Here is a 17,229-nt window from a genome sequence, read left to right as displayed (position 1 = left end):
TCTGAAGCGCTGTGCAAGTAGCGCCAGTATTGAATTTAGTTCAACGTAATTGGCGCAGCGAGAGGCGCATCGGCCTCGCTTTCGTACAGTAGTGCATATGATGTGAATGATGGTTCGCATCGCGCGCGATGCTGCGTCATGTTCGCGCGATACGACCTCGGCGCCGCCAGCGCAGTCCTGCAACCACAAGCGCGATAATCGCGAGCGCGATCGCCGATGATGCCGCAAAAAATCGCCCACCGGGACGATCAATGGTACGCGACCATAACGACGGCCCCTCGCCGGGCCGTGCCAGGCGAAACGCAACGACGCTGTCGCCGATCGAGGTGCCTGCCTCGGAGTGGCCGCCGGCGCCGATCGCGACATACTGCTCGCCCTTCCAGAAATAGGTCATCGGATTGGCGACGCCTGGCACGGGCAGCCGACCCTGCCACAGCTCACTGCCGCTGCGCGCGTCGAAGGCGCGCAAATAGGCGTCCATCGCTCCGGTGAAGACGAGCCCGCCTGCCGTGACAGCGAGCCCGTTGACGAGCGGCGCACCCCACGGCAGCGGCACGCCGAGCGGGGCGAGATCCTCGGTGGTGCCGACCGTCGAACGCCAGAGGATCTTGCCCGCCTTCAGATCGACCGCGACCATCTCGCCCCAGGGCGGCTTGTTGCAAAGAAACCCGAGCGGCGACATTGCCACCGCACGCGACATCGCAAACGGCGCACCATTCTGCTGGCCGAAATCATGACCGGGCGGAGGATCGAATCCGGCCGCCTCCGCCCGCGGAATCAGCTTGATGAGATGAACGGCCCGGCTGGTGTTGGCATAGAGGACCTGGTTGACGGGATCGAAGGCTGCGCTGCCCCAGTTGACGCCGCCGCCGGTGAAGGGAAACTCCAGCGTGCCTTGCGTTGAGGGTGGCGTGTACAGGCCCTCGTTGCGTGCCTCCGCAAACTGCGTCTCGCAAGCTGAGCGGCGCAGGCCAGGAACGAGCGAGAGCGCATCCTCAGTCGAGATTTTTTGCGACATCAGCGGTGGCACATGCGTCGGGAATGGCTGCGTGGGCGACAGCCGTTCACCTTCCGCGGCCCCCTGCGGAACGCTGCGCTCCTCGACCGGCCACACCGGCTTGCCGGTATCGCGATCGAGCACAAAGACAAAGCCCTGCTTGGTCGGCTGGATCACGACATCGCGCTGACCTTCGCCGGTGTCGATGCGCGTGAGCGTCGGTTGCGCCGGCAGATCGTAATCCCAGACGTCGTGATGCACGGTCTGGAATGCCCATACGAGTTCGCCGGTCTCAATGCGCAGCGCGACCACCGAATTGGCATGCTCGTTGTTGCCCGGCCGCTTGCCGCCCCAAAAATCCGGCGACGGCGAGGACGTCGGCAGGAATACCAGTCCGCGCGCCGCGTCGACCGACATCGGCGCCCAGACATTGGCGTGACCGGCTTCGATGCCGTCGCGCTTGAGCGGCTCGAACGTCCAGCGCGGCTGACCGCTACGCGCATCGAACGCGCGCACCACACCGCTCGGCGCGTCGACGCGGCGGTTGTCGCCGATCGCGGAGCCGACCACGACGACCCCGCGGCCGACCGCCGGCGGCGACGTGATCTGGAATTCGCCGGGCCATTCCAGCTTCATGCCGATATCGGGCCTGACCTCACCGTCCTCCCCGAAGCCGGCACAGGGGATGCCCGTCTTCGCATCGAGCGCGATCAGGCGCACATCGTTCGTGCCCATGAAGATACGCGATCGACATGCGGCATCCGCAGGCGCCTCGTCGTCGATCCAGTAGGTGACGCCGCGGCAGACGTAGCGGTTGGCGGGACGCTGGTTGATTGCGATCTTCGGATCGTAGCGCCATTTCTGCGCGCCCGTGCCGGGATCGAGCGCGATCACTTCGTTGAAAGGCGAGCAGAGGACCAGGCTGTCCTCGACGAACAGCGGCGTCGCCTGGAATTTGGTTCGCCGCATCACTCCGGGCGGCCGCGCCGCGAGATCGCCCGTCTGGAATTCGAAGGCCCGAACCAAGTTGCCGACATTGTCGGGCGTGATCTCTCGCAATGGCGAGAAGCGCGAGCCACCGGGATCGCCACCCCAGCTCTCCCAGGCGAGGCCTGGCCGCGCCGAAAACAAGAGGAGCGTGATGAGAGCTGCCAAATACCGGGGGCGGGTCGCCAGCGCCCGCCGCACCTATTTCGGCTTCTTGGCGGGGTCAGGCGGACGCGCCCCGCTCCACGGATCGTACTTCTCTTTGGACTCGGGAATGCGCTCGAGCGCGGCCTTGTAGGCCTTCTCGTCGACCTTGGGCTTGTTGTCCGCCTTCTGGCCGCCCTCGTTAGGCTGACGCCTGCCGCCGCCCATCTGCGCTTGCGCGGAGGCAACCGCCAGCGCCAGCACGGCGGCCGCTATGACCAAAATCCTCATGGGCGCAATCCCCCTCGTCTGGGGTACAAACTAGCCGGCAATTATGGAATAGCCAATGCCGCGGGGTCCAGGGCTTCAGGAAATCTGGCTCCAGGAAATCTTGCTCCAGGAAATCTTGGCTTCAAGAAATCCTGGCTTCAGCAAATCTTGATTGGCCGGGTCTTCGTCGGATCGCATTCGTGCCTATATTTTGGCCCGCAGGGGACCTTCACGGATGTTACGGATTATTGCTCACGCCGCGCTGCTGGCCAGCGCGCTCGCGCTCGGGGCCTGCGGCTTTGCCGACAGCCGCGCACCGGTGCCCGAGTTCATGCGCATGAAGGAGGCCGAGCAGCCGCCGCCCGAAGCGCCCCCAACGTCAAACGCGTCGTGCGCGAGCAGATCGAATTCGTCTTCCTCAGCACGTCCTATCCGCGTGAGGTGCATGTCGCCTCACCCCATCGTGAGGTGCGGGGACCGGGCTGGACAGCTTGCGTCCGCGCCCAGCTCACCTCGGCGACCGGTTCGCCGCTCGGGCCACAGACCTACATCGTGACCATATCGGGCGGAAAGGTGGTCGATCGCCGCCGCGCCGAAGCGGACGACATCTGCGGGTCGGAAAGCTACGAGCCGATCTAGGAAGCAGATCAAGCCGGCATCCGATCCGGTTCCGGGAAAAACCTGTAATTTGGCCGGAACGATCATGGCCTCCCCTTCTTGTTACCGCCGAGGGCAGTTTCGAGGAGGACATGATGAGGACATTCACGATTGCATTGCTGGCTGGTGTCGGAGCCCTGGCAGCGGTGAGCGGCGCAAAGGCCGCCGACGTCTATACGACCAGCGAATACACCAGCCCCGATCTCGTCCAACAAGTGCGGCTGGTCTGCGACGATTCCGGCAATTGCTATCGCACCCGCGGCGGCTCGCGCGTGATCGTGCGCGACTCCTATGCGACCATGCCGCGCGACCGCTACTATGAGCGCCGCACCTATCGCGACTGGGACGATGGTCCGCGCGGCGGCGTCGGTATCCGCGCGCCCGGCGTCAGCGTTGGCGTCGGTGTCGGCGGGGACCGCTGGTAATCAATGATGACATGACAGGCGGGACCGAACGAGACAACTCGACCGGTCCCGCCCATGCGATTCGTATCGCAGACGTCAGGCGGCAACTGCCTGCTGCTGGAACTGCTCGTAGGCCGCGATCGCATCCGCGGCATACATCAGCGACGGCCCGCCGCCCATGTAGACGGCCATGCCGAGCGTCTCCTCGACCTCCTCGCGCGTTGCACCGAGCTTGACCAGGGCTTCGGTATGGAAGCCGATGCAGCCCTCGCAATGCGCGGCAACGCCGAGCGCGAGCGCAATCATTTCCTTGGTCTTCTTGTCCAGCGCGCCGTCGCGCGTGGCGGCCTGGGCAAGCGCGGAAAATCCCTTCATGGTGTCGGGAATGTCGCTGCGCAGCTTGCGCATGTTGGCGGAGATTTGGCGGGTGATCTCGGGGTAATTCTTGTCCATGACTTACTCTCTGCGTTTACTCTAGGTGTCGAACGGATCGGCCGGCGTGACGAAGCGCGTCAATGACGGCAGGTGAGCGACGAAGCGGGCGAGCGCCATGCCGGCACTCATCGCAGCGACGAAGATGACGGCAGACACGGAGCCAAATCCGAGCGCGGTCAGCGCCGGCCCCGGACAGAAGCCCGCCAGTCCCCAACCCACACCGAAGATCGCGGGGCCTGCGATGATCCTGGGATCGATGTCGTTGCGCGTCGGAAGATAAAATCGTTCGGCGAAGTAGGGCCGCGCGAGCTTCAGGACGCGTTTGAAGCCGGTGAAAGTCACGGCCACCGCGCCGGCCATCACGAAGGCAAGGCTCGCATCCCACGTCCCCGCCGGGATGCCGCCGACGTCGAGGAAGTTCAGGACCTTCGCCGGATTCGCCATGCCCGAGACGATCAGGCCCAGGCCGAAAATCATGCCGATCAAGAATTGAACCGGTATAGCCATCGCCATCAGTTCCAGTGCCGCATCACGAGGACCGTCGCCATGCCGGTCGCCATGAAGGTCATGGTCGCGACCAGCGAGCGCGCCGAGAGCCGCGACAGGCCGCAGACGCCGTGGCCGGAGGTGCAGCCACTGCCCCAGACCGAACCGAAGCCCGTAAGCAAGCCGCCGACAATCAAAACGACCGGATTCGCCTCGATTGTCTGCGCCGGCAGGCTTCCGGTGACGAGCAGCACGAGCACGGGCGCGGCGACGAGGCCTGCGATGAAGGCAAGCCGGCCAGGAAATTGGCGGTCCTCGTAAGGGGGAAACAGCCGCGCCGCGATGCCGCTGACGCCGGCGATCCGCCCCGTCGCCCACATCAGCAGAACGGCAGACAAGCCGATCAGCGCACCGCCAACAAGGGAGGCGATTGGCGTAAATGATGTCGAGACCATGCGACCTCCGGATCGAGCACGCCCGGCGCGGGCGGATACCTTTACTTTAGTTCTTTCGTATTTTCGAATATACTAATATATATGTCGGCCATGAAACGCAAGCTCCGCAATCAAGAGTTGGTCGCGCTTGAGGAGAAGGCCGAGGAGGCTTCCCGCCTCCTCACGGCCATGGGCAATCCGAAGCGACTGCTGGTCCTCTGCAACATGCTGGACGGCGAGAAGTCGGTCGGCGAACTCGCCGACATCGCGGGCCTGTCGTCGGCCGCACTATCTCAGCATCTCGGCAAGATGCGCGCATTGAGCCTGGTCAAACCCAGAAGGGATGGTCAGACGATATACTACAGTATCGCGAGCCAGGAAGTCCGCGCGTTGCTGGAGACGCTGTACCGCCTCTTCTGCACTCCCGGATAGGCCTCTCGCTTGCGCTAGACGCGAGGAGCGCAGGATGACCGACGACACCATTATCGAGGGACCGCTCTACGAGAAGCGGAAGAAGGTCTACCCGCAATCGGTCCACGGGCCGTTCCGTCGCATCAAATGGGCGATCCTCTGCGTCACGCTCGGGACCTATTATCTGCTGCCCTTCATTCGCTGGAACCGCGGACCCGGCCTGCCGAACCAGGCTGTCCTGGTCGACTTGCCGCATCGCCGGTTCTATTTCTTCTTCATCGAACTGTGGCCGCAGGAGGTCTATTACTTCACGGGCCTGCTCATCATTGCCGCCATGGTGCTGTTCCTGATGAACGCGGTGGCCGGTCGTATCTGGTGCGGCTACATGTGCCCACAGACGTTATGGACCGATTTGTTCTATGCAGTGGAACGCTGGGTCGAGGGCGACCGGCGCGAGCGCATGCTGGGCGACAAGCGCTACTGGACCTTTGGTCACATCCGGAAGGTCGCAACCAAGCACTTTCTCTGGATCATGATCGCCTGGTGGACCGGCGGCGCCTGGGTGCTCTATTTCGCCGACGCGCCGACGCTGGTGAAGGAGCTCGCCACCTTCCAGGCGCCGTTCATCGCCTATCTCTGGATTGGCATCCTGACCGCAACGACCTACGTCTTTGCAGGTCACGCCCGCGAGCAGATGTGCATCTACATGTGTCCCTGGCCGCGCATCCAGGCGGCGCTGACCGACGAATGGGCGCTCAACGTCACGTATCGCCGCGACCGTGGCGAGCCACGCATGTCGGTGAAGAAGGCGCAGGTCGCCCGCACCCATGGCGACATCGCGGGCGACTGCATCGACTGCCACCAGTGCATCAATGTCTGCCCGACCGGCGTCGACATCCGGCACGGCATCCAGCTCGGCTGCATCCAATGCGGCCTGTGCATCGACGCCTGCGACAACGTGATGCGGGAGATCGGCCGGCCCGCCGGCCTGATCGGCTACGATACCGACATCAACATGCAGCGCCGGAGCGAGGGCAAGGCGCCGATTTACCGCATCATCCGCGCGCGCACCCTGATCTATACCGCGGCCATTGCCATCGCTGGCGGCATCATGCTCTACGCGCTCGCCACGCGTGCGACGATGGACGTCAACGTGCTACACGAGCGCAATCCACTCTTCGTTCAGCTCGCCGGTGGCGGCGTCCGCAACGACTACACCCTGCGCATCCTCAACAAGGGCGAGCAGCGGTCGTTTGCGCTCGAGGTCTCCGGCCTGCCGGGCGCGACAATTCGCGTCGCCGGCATCGAGTTTGGAGCTGACGGCAAGCCCGTCGTCGAGGTCGGGCAGGATCAGACCCGCGAGGTCCGGCTGTCGGTGCAGGTCGGCCCGGCCCAGCTGCCGCAGACCTCGCGCGACATCGACATCGGGATCACCGACACTGCCGGCGGCGGACGAGCAAGCGCGCGCGACCATTTCGTGCCGGGTGACCGATAGCCAGCTGTCTCCCGCTGCATGCCAGGCCTATCGCAGCTGAAAGATGCGGCGGAAAGCTTGCTTGCGGCCATCCTTCGAGACGCCCGCCTGGGGCGGGCCCTCAGGATGAGGTCGCGGTTTGCGGCGAGATTTCAGACCCTCATGGTGAGGAGCCCGCCCAAGCGGGCGTCTCGAACCATGCAGGGCCGAGGTCGTCCGGCAGCCTTCTGCCACCCTATGCAATCGCCATGCGGCGGCTCGTGGCCGCATGCTCAACGGGACGTTAATATTACCACTCGAATTGAAGCGGCGTCCCAACGGTATTTTCCAATCTTTGCGCTAAGCATGGCCTCCTGAACGGGGACGACGGGACGTGGTCGATATCGCGCACCAGGCTGCGATCAATTCGGCATCGGCAAAGCATGCCGCGGCGGCGCGCGCGCGTGTCCCGCTTACGGCGATCGAACCCAGCCAGTGGCGCGCACTCGCGCAGCGCGCGATCGAGCCGAACGGATATTACCTGCCGGGCTGGGAGCTCGCTGTCAGCGCAACCGCGCGCGGCCGCACCGATGCCTCGGCGCTTTCCGCATGCGATGGATCGCGGCTGATCGGGCTGATGCCGGTGATCTCGCTCTGGCGGGCATGGAAGATCCCCCTGCCCGCGCTGGTGAGCGCGCATCCCTATGGTACGCTGTGCAGCCCGCTGATCGACCGCGATGCCCCGATCGAGGCAGCGGCGCGCCTGTTGCAGCAGGCCCGCGCGGCCGGAGCGCATGCGCTCGTGCTGAACGATGTCGCGCTCGATGGGGCGGCAATGACCGCCCTCAACCAGGTTCTGAATCGCGACGGCCTGAAGCCGCGCCTCCTCAACTCCTACATCCGCGCCAGCCTCGACGCGACCCAGGACGGTGAGACGCTGCTTCGCGATGCGCTCGGCACCAAAAAGCTCAAGGAGCTACGCCGCCAGCGCCATCGTCTCGAAGAACACGGCGCGGCCGTGTTCGACGTCGCGCGCAGCCTCGACGAGATCAGGCCGGCGCTCGAGACATTTTTGCAGCTCGAAGCCAGTGGCTGGAAGGGCAAGCGCGGAACCGCGCTGGTCCAGCATGCCGGCGATGCAACCTTCATCCGCCGTGCCGTTCCCGCACTGGCAGAAACCGCGCAATGCGAGATCGTCACCCTTCGCGCCGGCGCGACGCCGGTGGCCGCCGGCATCGTACTGCGCCATCAGGACCGCGCCTTCTTCTTCAAGCTCGGCATCGACGAGCGCTTCGCAAGATATTCGCCGGGCGTGCAGCTTACGCTCGAGCTTACCCGCCGCCTCTGCGCCGATCCGGCCATTGCCAGCGCGGATTCCACCGCGAGCGCCGATCACCCCATGATCAACCCGATCTGGCGCGGGCGCTTCGCAGTCGGCGACGTGCTGATACCGCTGCGGCGGAACGACCCCATCGTGGCGCTCGTTCACGGAGCGCTCGCGGCGCACGGCATCGCCTACGCGGCGGCGCGCCGCGCAGTTCGCCTGCTTCGTAAATAGGATAGCTCCTACTCAGCCGCCTGGGCGTTGATCTCCGCCGAGACCTCGCGGATGGCGCGCGCGAGCATGTTGGGATCCTGCGCACCGGAGACGGCGTATTTTTGCGCGAACACGTAGGTCGGCACGCCGGAGATGCCCTTCTCGGCGGCTTCCTGCGCGTCCGCCGATACGCGCGCGACGTCCTCGTCGGTGGCGAGGCGCTTGCGCACGTCGTCGGGATCGAGGCCGACATCGGCAGCCGCCTGCACAAGCACGTTCACATCGGTGAGGTCGCCGCCGTCGCGGAAGTAGAGCTCCATCAGGCGCTGCTTCATCTCGGGCGCCTTGCCGATCGCCTCGGCCCAGAGGATCAGGCGGTGGCAGTCGGTGGTGTTGGGCTGACGCGCGACCAGCTCTGGCCGATAGACGAGCCCCTCTTCGCCCGCGGCCGCAACGACGCGTCCCGCAATGCCCTTATAGGCCTCGACCGAGCCGAACTTCTTGGTGAGATACTCCTCCCGGCTGATGCCCTCGGACGGCACCCAGGGATTGAGGAAGAAGGGACGGAAATTGAGCTTGACCGGAACGTCGGGCACCAGCGCCAGCGCGCTCTCGATCCGGTGCTTGCCGATATAGCACCAGGGGCATACCACGTCGGAGACGACGTCAATCTGGAGCGGCTTTAGGGTGCTCATGAGCGCCTCCTTCGGGCGTTGCGGGTTGTGCCCAAAGATAAGCCGAACCCATTCCGAGGCAAGGCCGCTAGCTCATGGCTGCTGCCATTTGTCGGAGCCGCTCGGCAGTGCGCTCGTCGGCCGGGAAGAAGGTTTCCAGGGCCAGCTCCGACAGCGTGATATCGACCGGCGTACCAAACACCATGGTGGTGGAGAAGAAACTGAGTATCTCCCCGTCATGTCGCAGCTTGAAAGGGATCGCGACATTGTCGCTCGACAGCGGCGCCGCGCGCGCCGGGATCGGATAGCTCTTCAGGTCGTTGTACAGCTTGATCAGCTCGGGATCGGCCGTCGCCTCGCATTGCCGGTGCAACCGCTCCAGGAGATGCCCGCACCATTCCGCGAGATTGACCGTGCGTGGCGCCAGCGCCTCGGGATGGAAGGCAAGCCGCAGCACGTTGAAGGGCTGACCGAGCAGTCGCTGCGGAATGCCGGCGAGCAGCGGCGCCAGCATGCGGTTGGCGGAGACCAGATTCCAGTGCCGGTCATAGGCCAGCGCCGGATTGGGCTCATGCGCCCTAAGGACGAGGTCGATCGCCTGACGGGCTGATTTCAAGGCGGGATCCTCCAGCGGGCGCTGCGGAAAGGCCGGGGCATAGCCGGCGGCGACCAGCAGCACGTTGCGTTCGCGCAAGGGCACGTCGAGGCGCTCGGCTAATCTGAGCACCATGTCGCGCGAGGGTGCGGCGCGGCCGGTCTCGACGAAGCTCAAATGCCGCGCCGAGATTTCGGCCTCGCCGGCGAGATCGAGCTGGCTCATGCGGCGGCGCTGCCGCCATTCGCGCAGATGGTCGCCGACATGGACCGGCTGGCTGCGTTCGGCCTGTGCCGTGGATGCATGTGCGTTCATGGTCGAAAACCTAGCACGCAGATTTCGGCCCTTCCATTACGTCGGAGGTAATCGAATTGGGCCTCGGGCCGGCGCATCTTGGGTCGCAACAGGAGACGACCATGATCGCACTGCTGCTCTACCGGACCGTCGCAGACTACCTTGTTCCCTGGGCCATGGCACTCGCAACCCGGATGCTGGCGCGCGGCCTCAACATGCCGGAGCCGCTGGTGCATTCGACTGGCGACTATGCCGTCGCGCAAGTCACAGCCTTCGAGCACGGCGTCGGCAGGAGCCTTTGCCCGTTCCGTCTCGCCCGCCTGCTCCGCGCCTGGTGGCGCGGATTGCACTGACTTTCACCTCGAGCCCAACCCAACCATGGAGACCACGATGATTGACGCATCCACCTTGCTTCGCCGCGCGCTTCTTGCCGACGCGATCTTCAGCGGCGTCGCCGCTCTCGGTTTCACTTTCGGCGCCAGCGCGTTCGCGTCGCTGTTCAACCTGCCCGAAGCGCTGCTGCGCGAGACCGGCCTGTTCCTGATCGCCTACACCGCGCTCGTCGGCTGGCTCGCCTCGCGCGGCTCCGTGGCAAAGCCGCTCGTGCTGCTGGTCGTGGTCGGCAACGCGGCCTGGACGGTCGGCAGCATCGCGCTGCTGCTCTCGGGCGCGGTGTCGCCGAATCTTGCCGGCGAGCTCATGGTCGTGGCGCAGGCGATCGCGACCGGCGTGTTTGCCGAACTGCAATATGTGGGATTGCGCAAGAGCGGGAGTATGCTGGCTGCGTGAGGCCGCATCACTCGCTGTCGTCGCCCGGCTTGACCGGGCGACCCAGTATTCCAGAGGCAGTCGTCGCATACGAAAAGGCCGCGGCGTACTGGATGCCCCGCTTTCGCGGGGCATGACAGTTGTGCCAGAAGCTCGAACTCAGGCTACGCCCGCGCGCGCCCGTTGGCTTTGCCAACAGCGACGCCGTTGAGCTTCTTCTTTTTGGCGGGCTTTGCCCCCGCCTTCTGCGCTTTACGCTCCGCGCGCGCCCTCACCTTGGCGCGCTCGGTCCGCGCTTCGGCGCGCAGCTTCTTGCGCTTCTTCTCGCAAGATTCGCACTTGCAGCCGATCGGCTTCAGATAGGCTTTGAAATAATCAGTGCCGTAGTCGTAATTGATCTCGTCGCCCGGCTCGATGTTCTTGATAGCGCGGATGAAGACCTTGCGCTCGCGCGGCCGGACGTCGGATTCGGCGTTGGGCCGGCACGAATGGTTGATGTAGCGCGCGAGGTTCTTGCGCACCGAGCCGTCGATCGTCCAGCGGCCGTTGAGCTCGAACAGGTACTTGTTCTCGATGTCGTCGTGCTCGGGAATCCGGGAGTCCAGGATCGGTCCGTAATAACGGATGATCCGGGTGCCCTTCTTGATCGGCTTGGTGGCGAAGAGGCCGAGCCCGGTCTTCGAGCGGCCGACGCGATAAGGTTTGTTCGACGAGGTGGCTGGCATGATCACGAAAAACGAGGACGCGAATGAGGCTGAAAGAGCCCAAGCGAAGCCGCCCTTCTAGAACGATTCCGCGCCGCTGTCAGGTGTCTGTCGAGACTGTTTGAACCTTGCCCACAATCAAGACGTCTGATGGTACGGAGTTCCCGCTCGATCAAAGGCGTCGTCATGTTCCGCATCACCACCGCAGGCTTGGCCATACTGCTCCTGGCCATGTTGCTGATGTGCAGCGGTCTCGACCGCGCCGACGCCCAATCCGTGGGCAGCCAATATACCTCGACTGCCCCGAAGGATTGCCACCAGATCGGCAAGCCCAGCGAGCTCGACGGCAGCACCACGCGGGTCTGCAAGGGGAAGGATGGCCTCGTGGTCCTGATCGCCGAGGACGATCTTCGCGAAATCGTCTCCGTCGGCCGCAATCGCAGGGCCGCGGCCGAGGAACCGGCGGCAAAAGTCTGGTTCGCCCCGTTCAACTCGTCCGAGACCACCGTCGAATGGCGCACCGCGGCCGCCAGGCCGTTTGCGATCATCCAGCGCTGGCACATCGCCGATGGCACCGATCCCGACAAGGAGGGGCGGCCGAACACCAAGGCCATGCTCATCGTGACCCGACTGCCGCCCGGCCCCGTCTGCCACGTCGCCTATGTCGACGCGATCGCCAACCCGAACGCCAATGAGCTCGCGCGCAAGGCCGCGGACGAGTTCGCCCGCAGTTTTACCTGCGGCAAGGACGAGGTGAAGATCGTCGGCGCGCGCGGCCGAGCCGTCGAGTTCGCGACGATGCGCTAGGCGCTCGCGGCGAGCCATCAAGGGCCCGGCGGCTTCCCCGTCACGGGGGACATCAGCATGGCCTCGAGCAGGCGTTCGGGAGTCGTGCCCTCGGGCAGGCGCCCCAGAATATCCTCCAGCCGCCCATCGAGCAGCAGCATGGTAAAACCATGTACCATCGACCACGCGCGCGCGATCGCGGCGCCCTGATGGAGCGTCAGCGCGTCGCCGCTGATCTGCTCCTGCCGCATCATGCCGACGGCATTGGCGAGCCCGGCAAAGGACGCCTCGGCGGCCTCGTGCAGCGACGGCCTGGAATAGTCGAGGCGCTCGGTGCGGAACATGATGCCGTACATGCCGGGATGAGCCTGGGCATAGGCAACATAGGCTTTCGGCCGCGCCAGCGCGCGCTCGAGCGGGGTGGTGGCGGAGTCGGAGGACGACGCCATCGCCGCATTGAACTGGCGGAAGCCGACCGCCGCGAGCTCACTGAGAAGCCCGGTGAGGTCGCCGAAATGATGGGTGGGCGCGGCATGCGAGACGCCCGCCTCGCGCGCCACGGCGCGCAATGTCAGGCCGGCGAGCCCGTCACGCTCCAGCACCCGTTCGGCGGCCTGGAGCAGCGCCTCGCGCAGCGCGCCGTGGTGATAGGGCGCCTCGGACTTGACGCTCGCCGTCCGTCGCGCGAGGCGCGCCGGGGCGCTCGCCTTCTTTGGGGTGCGCGCACCTCGCGCGGTTGCTGTCCTGATTTCGCTCTTGCCCATAGGCCAGCTATAAGACGCAATATTTACAGTGTAAAGATTTCACTTGACCAGAACTCTTCGTACGATTATTTGATCTTTACGATGTAAAGATGAGGGAGGATACGCCGTGCAGCAGGACGCCGTTGCCGAACGCCGCCACAATCTCGGTCCGATTCCGTTCGAGGCCGACGCGCCCTTCCTGAAAATCATCGGTGAATTGCCGCGCGAGCTGAACGGCACGCTCTATCGCAACGGCCCCTATCCGCAGTTCGAGTCGCCCGGCGCGCACTGGTTCGTCGGCGACGGCATGCTGCACGCCTTTCATCTCGAGAACGGGCGCGCCAGCCATCGCAACCGCTGGATCCGCACGTCGAAATGGCTGGCCGAGCACGATGCCGGCCGCGCGTTGTTCGGCGGCTTTGGCCGCAAGCTGCCGGATGCCCCGGCGAACCTGACCGACGGCGGCGTTGCAAATACCAACATCATCTTCCATGCCGGCAAGCTGCTTGCGCTGGAGGAGTTGCATCTGCCGACTGAGATCGAGCCCGGTAAGCTGGCGACGCGCGGCTATCACAATTATCAGGGCCGGATCGCCGGCACCTTCACCGCGCACCCGAAGATCGATCCCGTCACCGGCGAGCTGGTGTTCTTCGGCTACAATGCGGCGGGTCCGCTGACGCCTGCCCTCTCCTACGGATCGATCGATGCGTCCGGCAAGGCGACGCGCTTCGAACGCTTCGAGGCGCCTTATGCCAGCATGGTGCACGACTTCATCGTCACGGAAAACCACCTGCTGTTTCCGATCCTGCCCCTCACCGGCAGCATGGAGCGCGCGATGAGCGGGCGGCCGCCCTACGCCTGGGAGCCGGACAAGGGCGCCTATGTCGGCGTGATCAAGCGCAAGGGCAGCGCGAAGGACATCGTCTGGTTTCGCGCTGAGGCCTGCTACGTCTTCCACGTCATGAATGCGTGGGAGGAAGGTGACCGCATCATCGCCGACGTCATGCAGTTCGAGGAAGCACCACTGTTCACGCATCCCGACGGCACGCCCACCAATCCCGAGAAATCCTTCGCCCGCCATTGCCGCTGGACGTTTGATCTTGCCGGGAATACCGACCGCTTCCAGCAGACCTATCTCGACGATCTCACCGGCGAATTCCCGCGCATCGACGACCGCCGCGCCGGATTGAAGAGCGGTCACGGCTGGTACGCCTGCGCCAATCCGACGCTGCCGATGTTCGGCGCGTTGTCCGGCGTCGTCCATGTCGATGGCAAGGGCAAGCGCCTCGGCCATTATCTGCTGCCGGCCGGCGACACCATTTCTGAACCGGTCTTCGTCGAGCGGTCGAAAGATGCGGCAGAAGGCGATGGCTGGCTGCTGGCGGTGGTCTGGCGCGCGCGGGAGAACCGGAGCGACCTCGCCGTGTTCAACGCTGGAGATATCGAGGCCGGTCCCGTGGCGCTGGTGCAGCTCGGACATCGCGTGCCCGACGGTTTTCACGGCAATTGGGTCGGCGCGCAGTAGCTGTTCCTCGTCATCACGGATGCCACCAAAGAGGTCTCTGATGCACATACAATCGATCACTGCGGGCTACCTCGTCGTCCTGGTCCTGATCTGCGCCGCGCTCACACTTCAGATGATCCAGCCGCGGCGGAGCGGCCAAACCGTCTTCAACGGCGGTATCTTGCTCGCCTTCGTCCTCTCGGTCGCCTGTGCGTTACCTGCGCTGCCCTACCTGCCCTGGGCCGGATTCATCGACGAAATGGCCGACCAAGCCGTTGCAGCAATTCAATTTTTGGAAGTCGCTTACGTCATTTTGACGCTGTAAAGATTTTGCTTGACCCCGCTCCGCCCGTGACTTATTGATCTTTACATCGTAAAGATAAGGCCTGACCGAGGCGGACCATGGCGATTTTCCTGATCCTCGCGCCCTACGGCGCCTTCACCTTCCTGATGCTGATGACATCGGCCACGATCAGCGTATTCGTGGCCTCGGCAATCTGTCTCGCCACCGTCGCGATCGATGTCGTGCGCGGTCGATCGGTGAAGATCCTGGCGATGAGCTCGGCGCTGCTATTCGCCGCAATCGACATCCACCTCGCGCTGTTCGATCCGGCGCTCGGCACACTCGGTGTCAAGCTGTCGGTCGACATCGGCATCTTCGTCATCTCGCTCGGCTCGATGCTGGTCCGCCGTCCATTCACGCTGCAATACGCGCTGGAGGCCGTGCCGGCCGAGACCGCGGCAATGCCCGGCTTTCTCTACGCCAATTACATCATCACCGGCGCATGGACCGCGGCTGCGCTGCTGATGGCGGCCGCCAATCTCGTGCTGCTCTATGTCCCCGGCCTGCCGCTCTGGTCGAGCCTTGCGGTCGCCTTCGCCGCCCGCAACAGCGCGATGTACTTCACAAAATGGTATCCCGAATATCGGCAGATCAAGTACGGTCCGCCGGCCAGCGCATTGCCCAACTCCCGCTGAAGGATCGACGATGAAGGACGTATTCGCCCGCCTCGCCTCCGACCTCTTCTCCGCCATCGTCTTCCTGGTCATCTATCTCGTGACCGACAACGTCGTCCTAGCAACGTCGGTGGCGATTGCCGGAGCGATCGCGCAGCTGATCTATGCGCGCGTCAAGGGGCAGCAGGTCAATTACATGACCTATGCGAGCGTCGCGCTCGTCGTCGTGCTCGGCACGGTCACGCTGCTGACCCACGATCCCCGCTTCATGCTCGCAAAGCCCTCGATCGCGCATTTCGCGATCGGCGCCATCATGCTCAAGCGCGGCTGGATGCTGCGCTACATGCCGCCGATCGTCGTCGAGACCGTTCCGGAATATGTGACGGCTGCAGGTTATGCCTGGGCCGCGCTGATGTTCGTGATCGGCGCCGGCACGATCGCCATCGCCTCCACAGGCGATCTGAAGCTGTGGGCGTTCTACATCACGGTGGTCGCGGGCGGCGCCAAGATCCTCGCTTTCGCCGTGCAATATGTCGTGCTCCGTCTCATCGTCACCAGCCGACGGCGCGCCGCCGCCCGCGCCTAAATGCCTCCGACGGAGCGTTAGGCGCGGGCGGCGAGTTGCGCTATACGCTCGGCCGGGACTGGCCCGCGGATCGTCGCGGTCCGCCGGGATCTTGGGAGACGCGAATGGCCGTCGACGGCAACTGGACTCTGACCCTGACAACCCCCATGGGCGAGCGCAAGGCGACGCTGAGCCTGACGGCTGCCGGCGGCACGCTCACAGGGACGCAGGGTGCGGAAGGCGATACAGCCGAGATATTCGACGGCACCGTCAGCGGCGATGCCGTCAACTGGAAGGTCTCGATCACCAATCCGATGCCGTTGACGCTCGAATTCATCGGAACCGTCTCGGGCGACAGCATGAGCGGTGAGATGGGCATCGGCCCGATGGGCAGCTTCCCGTTCACCGGCACGCGCGCCTAAGCCGCGCGGCAACCGTGCGCGCGCTCGGTCTCATCGCGGCGACGATCCTGTGTGTCGCGACACAAGCGGCGCGCGCGGACGACGCCGAACCGGCGTGGCGGGCAAGCGCGCTCGCCATGCTACCGGCAGGCTATGTTGCCGGCACGGCCTATCGAACCGAAGGTTCGACGGGCTACCTCGCCGTCTATCCGATCTCGTCGAACGATCCGAAGTCGCCTGCAAGCGTTTTCGGCGCGCGCCAGGCTCTCGTGGTCGCGCTGACGCCGGATGCGACGCGCGCAATCTCGGCCGCATTGAAGCCGCGTAGCGGGCCCGATCCTGACAACGATGACACCGATTTCGCAAAGCTGCATGCCGATCTCGCCGCCAAGCGCTCGACGCTTCCCGACGGTACCGAGCCCTGCGATTTCGGCGCATGGTCCGTCGACAAGGATCCTGATGGCCTCAACGTGCGTGCCGAACCATCGACCAAGGCGCGTGTGCTCGGCACGCTTCCGCCGCCCTACCTACTCAAGCTCGGCGGCAGCGAGAACACGCCGGATGGCGGCTGGCTCACCGAATTCCGCATCATCGGCTTCAAGAACGGCTGGTTTCTGATCGAAGGCGCCAAGCCGCCGGGCAAGGACTACGAGGACGACAAGAAATATCCGCGCAGCGCGCCAAAGCCCTATGCCGGACGCGGCTGGGTCGCCTCCAACAAGGTCGGCGCGGCCTACGCCAATGGCGCGACCCGCATGGGCGGCCTGTTCCAGGCGCCCTTCGTCGATGCGAAATGGATGGCGGCCCAGCGCGAGCTCGGCGGTCCGATCGACACCGATGGCGGGCCGAAGCACATCTTTGCTTGCAGCGGCCTCTGGGGCCTCGTCGAGAGCGAGGACGGCGTCCGCGGCTGGTGGCGCGGGCTGTGTTCCAATCAGGTCACGAATTGCAGTTAGCCTGCGGCCCATCCTTCGAGACGCCCGCCTCCGGCGGGCCCTCAGGATGAGGTCATGTTTCGCGGCG

At 64.8% G+C, this 17,229-nt stretch carries 23 protein-coding genes; 14 read left to right on the top strand and 9 right to left on the bottom strand.

Annotation, left to right across the window (positions count from 1 at the left end):
• Positions 1 to 136 precede the first annotated feature (136 nt).
• Both ABIB91_RS00340 and ABIB91_RS00335 read right to left on the bottom strand, forming a co-directional pair.
• Positions 137 to 2,152, bottom strand: a complete 2,016-nt coding sequence (locus tag ABIB91_RS00340) for a pyrroloquinoline quinone-dependent dehydrogenase (protein ID WP_354159185.1) — start codon at positions 2,150 to 2,152, stop codon at positions 137 to 139.
• A gap of 33 nt (positions 2,153 to 2,185) precedes the next feature.
• The gene (locus ABIB91_RS00335) at positions 2,186 to 2,419 is read right to left on the bottom strand and encodes a hypothetical protein (protein ID WP_354159187.1); all 234 of its coding nucleotides are present in this window, start codon (positions 2,417 to 2,419) and stop codon (positions 2,186 to 2,188) included.
• A 369-nt stretch (positions 2,420 to 2,788) separates the two neighbouring features.
• On the opposite strand from ABIB91_RS00335, the gene ABIB91_RS00330 reads away from it, so the two are divergent.
• Entirely contained in the window at positions 2,789 to 3,037 is a 249-nt protein-coding gene (locus ABIB91_RS00330) for a hypothetical protein (protein ID WP_354159189.1), read from the top strand.
• Between the two features lie 110 nt (positions 3,038 to 3,147).
• Positions 3,148 to 3,480, top strand: coding sequence for a hypothetical protein (locus ABIB91_RS00325; RefSeq protein ID WP_035994586.1), 333 nt, complete (start codon positions 3,148 to 3,150; stop codon positions 3,478 to 3,480).
• A gap of 75 nt (positions 3,481 to 3,555) precedes the next feature.
• Here ABIB91_RS00325 and ABIB91_RS00320 read toward each other — a convergent pair whose 3' ends face one another.
• Genes ABIB91_RS00320 through ABIB91_RS00310 form a run of 3 tightly spaced genes read right to left on the bottom strand, consistent with a single transcriptional unit; the run spans position 3,556 to position 4,835 of the window.
• The gene (locus ABIB91_RS00320) at positions 3,556 to 3,912 is read right to left on the bottom strand and encodes a carboxymuconolactone decarboxylase family protein (RefSeq protein WP_354159191.1); all 357 of its coding nucleotides are present in this window, start codon (positions 3,910 to 3,912) and stop codon (positions 3,556 to 3,558) included.
• A 21-nt stretch (positions 3,913 to 3,933) separates the two neighbouring features.
• Positions 3,934 to 4,401: a DUF6691 family protein gene (locus ABIB91_RS00315; protein ID WP_354159193.1), complete on the bottom strand. Its 468-nt coding sequence runs from the start codon at positions 4,399 to 4,401 to the stop codon at positions 3,934 to 3,936.
• A gap of 5 nt (positions 4,402 to 4,406) precedes the next feature.
• Positions 4,407 to 4,835 carry a YeeE/YedE family protein gene (locus tag ABIB91_RS00310; RefSeq protein ID WP_007602194.1) on the bottom strand — a complete coding sequence of 143 codons (429 nt, stop codon included), beginning with the start codon at positions 4,833 to 4,835 and terminating at the stop codon, positions 4,407 to 4,409.
• A 90-nt stretch (positions 4,836 to 4,925) separates the two neighbouring features.
• On the opposite strand from ABIB91_RS00310, the gene ABIB91_RS00305 reads away from it, so the two are divergent.
• From ABIB91_RS00305 to ABIB91_RS00295, 3 genes are all read left to right on the top strand, one after another.
• The gene (locus ABIB91_RS00305; RefSeq protein WP_007602193.1) at positions 4,926 to 5,246 is read left to right on the top strand and encodes an ArsR/SmtB family transcription factor; all 321 of its coding nucleotides are present in this window, start codon (positions 4,926 to 4,928) and stop codon (positions 5,244 to 5,246) included.
• 34 nt (positions 5,247 to 5,280) lie between these two features.
• Complete coding sequence (gene ccoG / locus ABIB91_RS00300; RefSeq protein ID WP_354159195.1) at positions 5,281 to 6,720, top strand: cytochrome c oxidase accessory protein CcoG; 1,440 nt, start codon at positions 5,281 to 5,283, stop codon at positions 6,718 to 6,720.
• 352 nt (positions 6,721 to 7,072) lie between these two features.
• Positions 7,073 to 8,236 carry a GNAT family N-acetyltransferase gene (locus ABIB91_RS00295; protein WP_354159197.1) on the top strand — a complete coding sequence of 388 codons (1,164 nt, stop codon included), beginning with the start codon at positions 7,073 to 7,075 and terminating at the stop codon, positions 8,234 to 8,236.
• Between the two features lie 8 nt (positions 8,237 to 8,244).
• Here the strand turns inward: ABIB91_RS00295 and ABIB91_RS00290 are convergent, their stop codons facing one another.
• Entirely contained in the window at positions 8,245 to 8,910 is a 666-nt protein-coding gene (locus ABIB91_RS00290; RefSeq protein WP_354128052.1) for a DsbA family oxidoreductase, read from the bottom strand.
• A gap of 67 nt (positions 8,911 to 8,977) precedes the next feature.
• A complete protein-coding gene (locus ABIB91_RS00285; RefSeq protein ID WP_354159199.1) occupies positions 8,978 to 9,799 on the bottom strand; it encodes a helix-turn-helix domain-containing protein in 822 nt (273 codons plus the stop codon).
• Positions 9,800 to 9,900: 101 nt separating this feature from the next.
• Here ABIB91_RS00285 and ABIB91_RS00280 point away from each other — a divergent pair, with 101 nt between their 5' ends.
• Both ABIB91_RS00280 and ABIB91_RS00275 read left to right on the top strand, forming a co-directional pair.
• Complete coding sequence (locus ABIB91_RS00280) at positions 9,901 to 10,131, top strand: hypothetical protein (protein WP_354159201.1); 231 nt, start codon at positions 9,901 to 9,903, stop codon at positions 10,129 to 10,131.
• A gap of 37 nt (positions 10,132 to 10,168) precedes the next feature.
• Positions 10,169 to 10,567: a hypothetical protein gene (locus tag ABIB91_RS00275; RefSeq protein ID WP_354159203.1), complete on the top strand. Its 399-nt coding sequence runs from the start codon at positions 10,169 to 10,171 to the stop codon at positions 10,565 to 10,567.
• 143 nt (positions 10,568 to 10,710) lie between these two features.
• Here ABIB91_RS00275 and ABIB91_RS00270 read toward each other — a convergent pair whose 3' ends face one another.
• Positions 10,711 to 11,271: an SET domain-containing protein gene (locus ABIB91_RS00270; RefSeq protein ID WP_007602184.1), complete on the bottom strand. Its 561-nt coding sequence runs from the start codon at positions 11,269 to 11,271 to the stop codon at positions 10,711 to 10,713.
• A 165-nt stretch (positions 11,272 to 11,436) separates the two neighbouring features.
• On the opposite strand from ABIB91_RS00270, the gene ABIB91_RS00265 reads away from it, so the two are divergent.
• A complete protein-coding gene (locus ABIB91_RS00265) occupies positions 11,437 to 12,057 on the top strand; it encodes a hypothetical protein (protein WP_354159309.1) in 621 nt (206 codons plus the stop codon).
• A 17-nt stretch (positions 12,058 to 12,074) separates the two neighbouring features.
• On the opposite strand, the gene ABIB91_RS00260 is transcribed toward ABIB91_RS00265, so the two are convergent.
• Positions 12,075 to 12,800 (bottom strand): TetR/AcrR family transcriptional regulator, encoded by a 726-nt coding sequence (locus ABIB91_RS00260; RefSeq protein ID WP_354159205.1) that lies wholly within the window; start codon positions 12,798 to 12,800, stop codon positions 12,075 to 12,077.
• Positions 12,801 to 12,906: 106 nt separating this feature from the next.
• Here ABIB91_RS00260 and ABIB91_RS00255 point away from each other — a divergent pair, with 106 nt between their 5' ends.
• The 6 genes from ABIB91_RS00255 (at position 12,907) to ABIB91_RS00230 (ending at position 17,162) form a co-directional block, all read left to right on the top strand.
• Positions 12,907 to 14,304, top strand: coding sequence for a carotenoid oxygenase family protein (locus tag ABIB91_RS00255; RefSeq protein WP_354159207.1), 1,398 nt, complete (start codon positions 12,907 to 12,909; stop codon positions 14,302 to 14,304).
• 40 nt (positions 14,305 to 14,344) lie between these two features.
• The gene (locus ABIB91_RS00250) at positions 14,345 to 14,608 is read left to right on the top strand and encodes a hypothetical protein (protein ID WP_354159209.1); all 264 of its coding nucleotides are present in this window, start codon (positions 14,345 to 14,347) and stop codon (positions 14,606 to 14,608) included.
• A gap of 77 nt (positions 14,609 to 14,685) precedes the next feature.
• The gene (locus ABIB91_RS00245; RefSeq protein WP_354159211.1) at positions 14,686 to 15,261 is read left to right on the top strand and encodes a hypothetical protein; all 576 of its coding nucleotides are present in this window, start codon (positions 14,686 to 14,688) and stop codon (positions 15,259 to 15,261) included.
• A gap of 10 nt (positions 15,262 to 15,271) precedes the next feature.
• Positions 15,272 to 15,826: an inner membrane-spanning protein YciB gene (locus ABIB91_RS00240; RefSeq protein WP_354159213.1), complete on the top strand. Its 555-nt coding sequence runs from the start codon at positions 15,272 to 15,274 to the stop codon at positions 15,824 to 15,826.
• A gap of 104 nt (positions 15,827 to 15,930) precedes the next feature.
• Positions 15,931 to 16,227: a hypothetical protein gene (locus tag ABIB91_RS00235; protein ID WP_007602176.1), complete on the top strand. Its 297-nt coding sequence runs from the start codon at positions 15,931 to 15,933 to the stop codon at positions 16,225 to 16,227.
• A gap of 14 nt (positions 16,228 to 16,241) precedes the next feature.
• A complete protein-coding gene (locus ABIB91_RS00230) occupies positions 16,242 to 17,162 on the top strand; it encodes an SH3 domain-containing protein (protein WP_354159215.1) in 921 nt (306 codons plus the stop codon).
• The last annotated feature ends 67 nt before the right edge of the window (positions 17,163 to 17,229 follow it).

This window comes from Bradyrhizobium sp. JR4.3, from assembly GCF_040547695.1.
GTDB classification, from domain to species: Bacteria; Pseudomonadota; Alphaproteobacteria; order Rhizobiales; family Xanthobacteraceae; genus Bradyrhizobium; species Bradyrhizobium canariense.
The sequence above is the reverse complement of the archived record's forward strand: the minus strand, read 5'-3'. Positions and strand labels throughout refer to the sequence as shown.

Coding starts and splice junctions, on each gene's coding strand:
- ABIB91_RS00260 (WP_354159205.1), bottom strand. CDS start 12,800: ATGGGCAAGAGCGAAATCAGGACAGCAACCGCGCGAGGTGCGCGCACC.
- ABIB91_RS00245 (WP_354159211.1), top strand. CDS start 14,686: ATGGCGATTTTCCTGATCCTCGCGCCCTACGGCGCCTTCACCTTCCTG.
- ABIB91_RS00290 (WP_354128052.1), bottom strand. CDS start 8,910: ATGAGCACCCTAAAGCCGCTCCAGATTGACGTCGTCTCCGACGTGGTA.
- ABIB91_RS00275 (WP_354159203.1), top strand. CDS start 10,169: ATGATTGACGCATCCACCTTGCTTCGCCGCGCGCTTCTTGCCGACGCG.
- ABIB91_RS00265 (WP_354159309.1), top strand. CDS start 11,437: ATGTTCCGCATCACCACCGCAGGCTTGGCCATACTGCTCCTGGCCATG.
- ABIB91_RS00240 (WP_354159213.1), top strand. CDS start 15,272: ATGAAGGACGTATTCGCCCGCCTCGCCTCCGACCTCTTCTCCGCCATC.
- ABIB91_RS00310 (WP_007602194.1), bottom strand. CDS start 4,835: ATGGTCTCGACATCATTTACGCCAATCGCCTCCCTTGTTGGCGGTGCG.
- ABIB91_RS00335 (WP_354159187.1), bottom strand. CDS start 2,419: ATGAGGATTTTGGTCATAGCGGCCGCCGTGCTGGCGCTGGCGGTTGCC.
- ABIB91_RS00305 (WP_007602193.1), top strand. CDS start 4,926: ATGAAACGCAAGCTCCGCAATCAAGAGTTGGTCGCGCTTGAGGAGAAG.
- ABIB91_RS00280 (WP_354159201.1), top strand. CDS start 9,901: ATGATCGCACTGCTGCTCTACCGGACCGTCGCAGACTACCTTGTTCCC.
- ABIB91_RS00325 (WP_035994586.1), top strand. CDS start 3,148: ATGATGAGGACATTCACGATTGCATTGCTGGCTGGTGTCGGAGCCCTG.
- ABIB91_RS00285 (WP_354159199.1), bottom strand. CDS start 9,799: ATGAACGCACATGCATCCACGGCACAGGCCGAACGCAGCCAGCCGGTC.
- ABIB91_RS00235 (WP_007602176.1), top strand. CDS start 15,931: ATGGCCGTCGACGGCAACTGGACTCTGACCCTGACAACCCCCATGGGC.
- ccoG (WP_354159195.1), top strand. CDS start 5,281: ATGACCGACGACACCATTATCGAGGGACCGCTCTACGAGAAGCGGAAG.
- ABIB91_RS00250 (WP_354159209.1), top strand. CDS start 14,345: ATGCACATACAATCGATCACTGCGGGCTACCTCGTCGTCCTGGTCCTG.
- ABIB91_RS00315 (WP_354159193.1), bottom strand. CDS start 4,401: ATGGCTATACCGGTTCAATTCTTGATCGGCATGATTTTCGGCCTGGGC.
- ABIB91_RS00270 (WP_007602184.1), bottom strand. CDS start 11,271: ATGCCAGCCACCTCGTCGAACAAACCTTATCGCGTCGGCCGCTCGAAG.
- ABIB91_RS00320 (WP_354159191.1), bottom strand. CDS start 3,912: ATGGACAAGAATTACCCCGAGATCACCCGCCAAATCTCCGCCAACATG.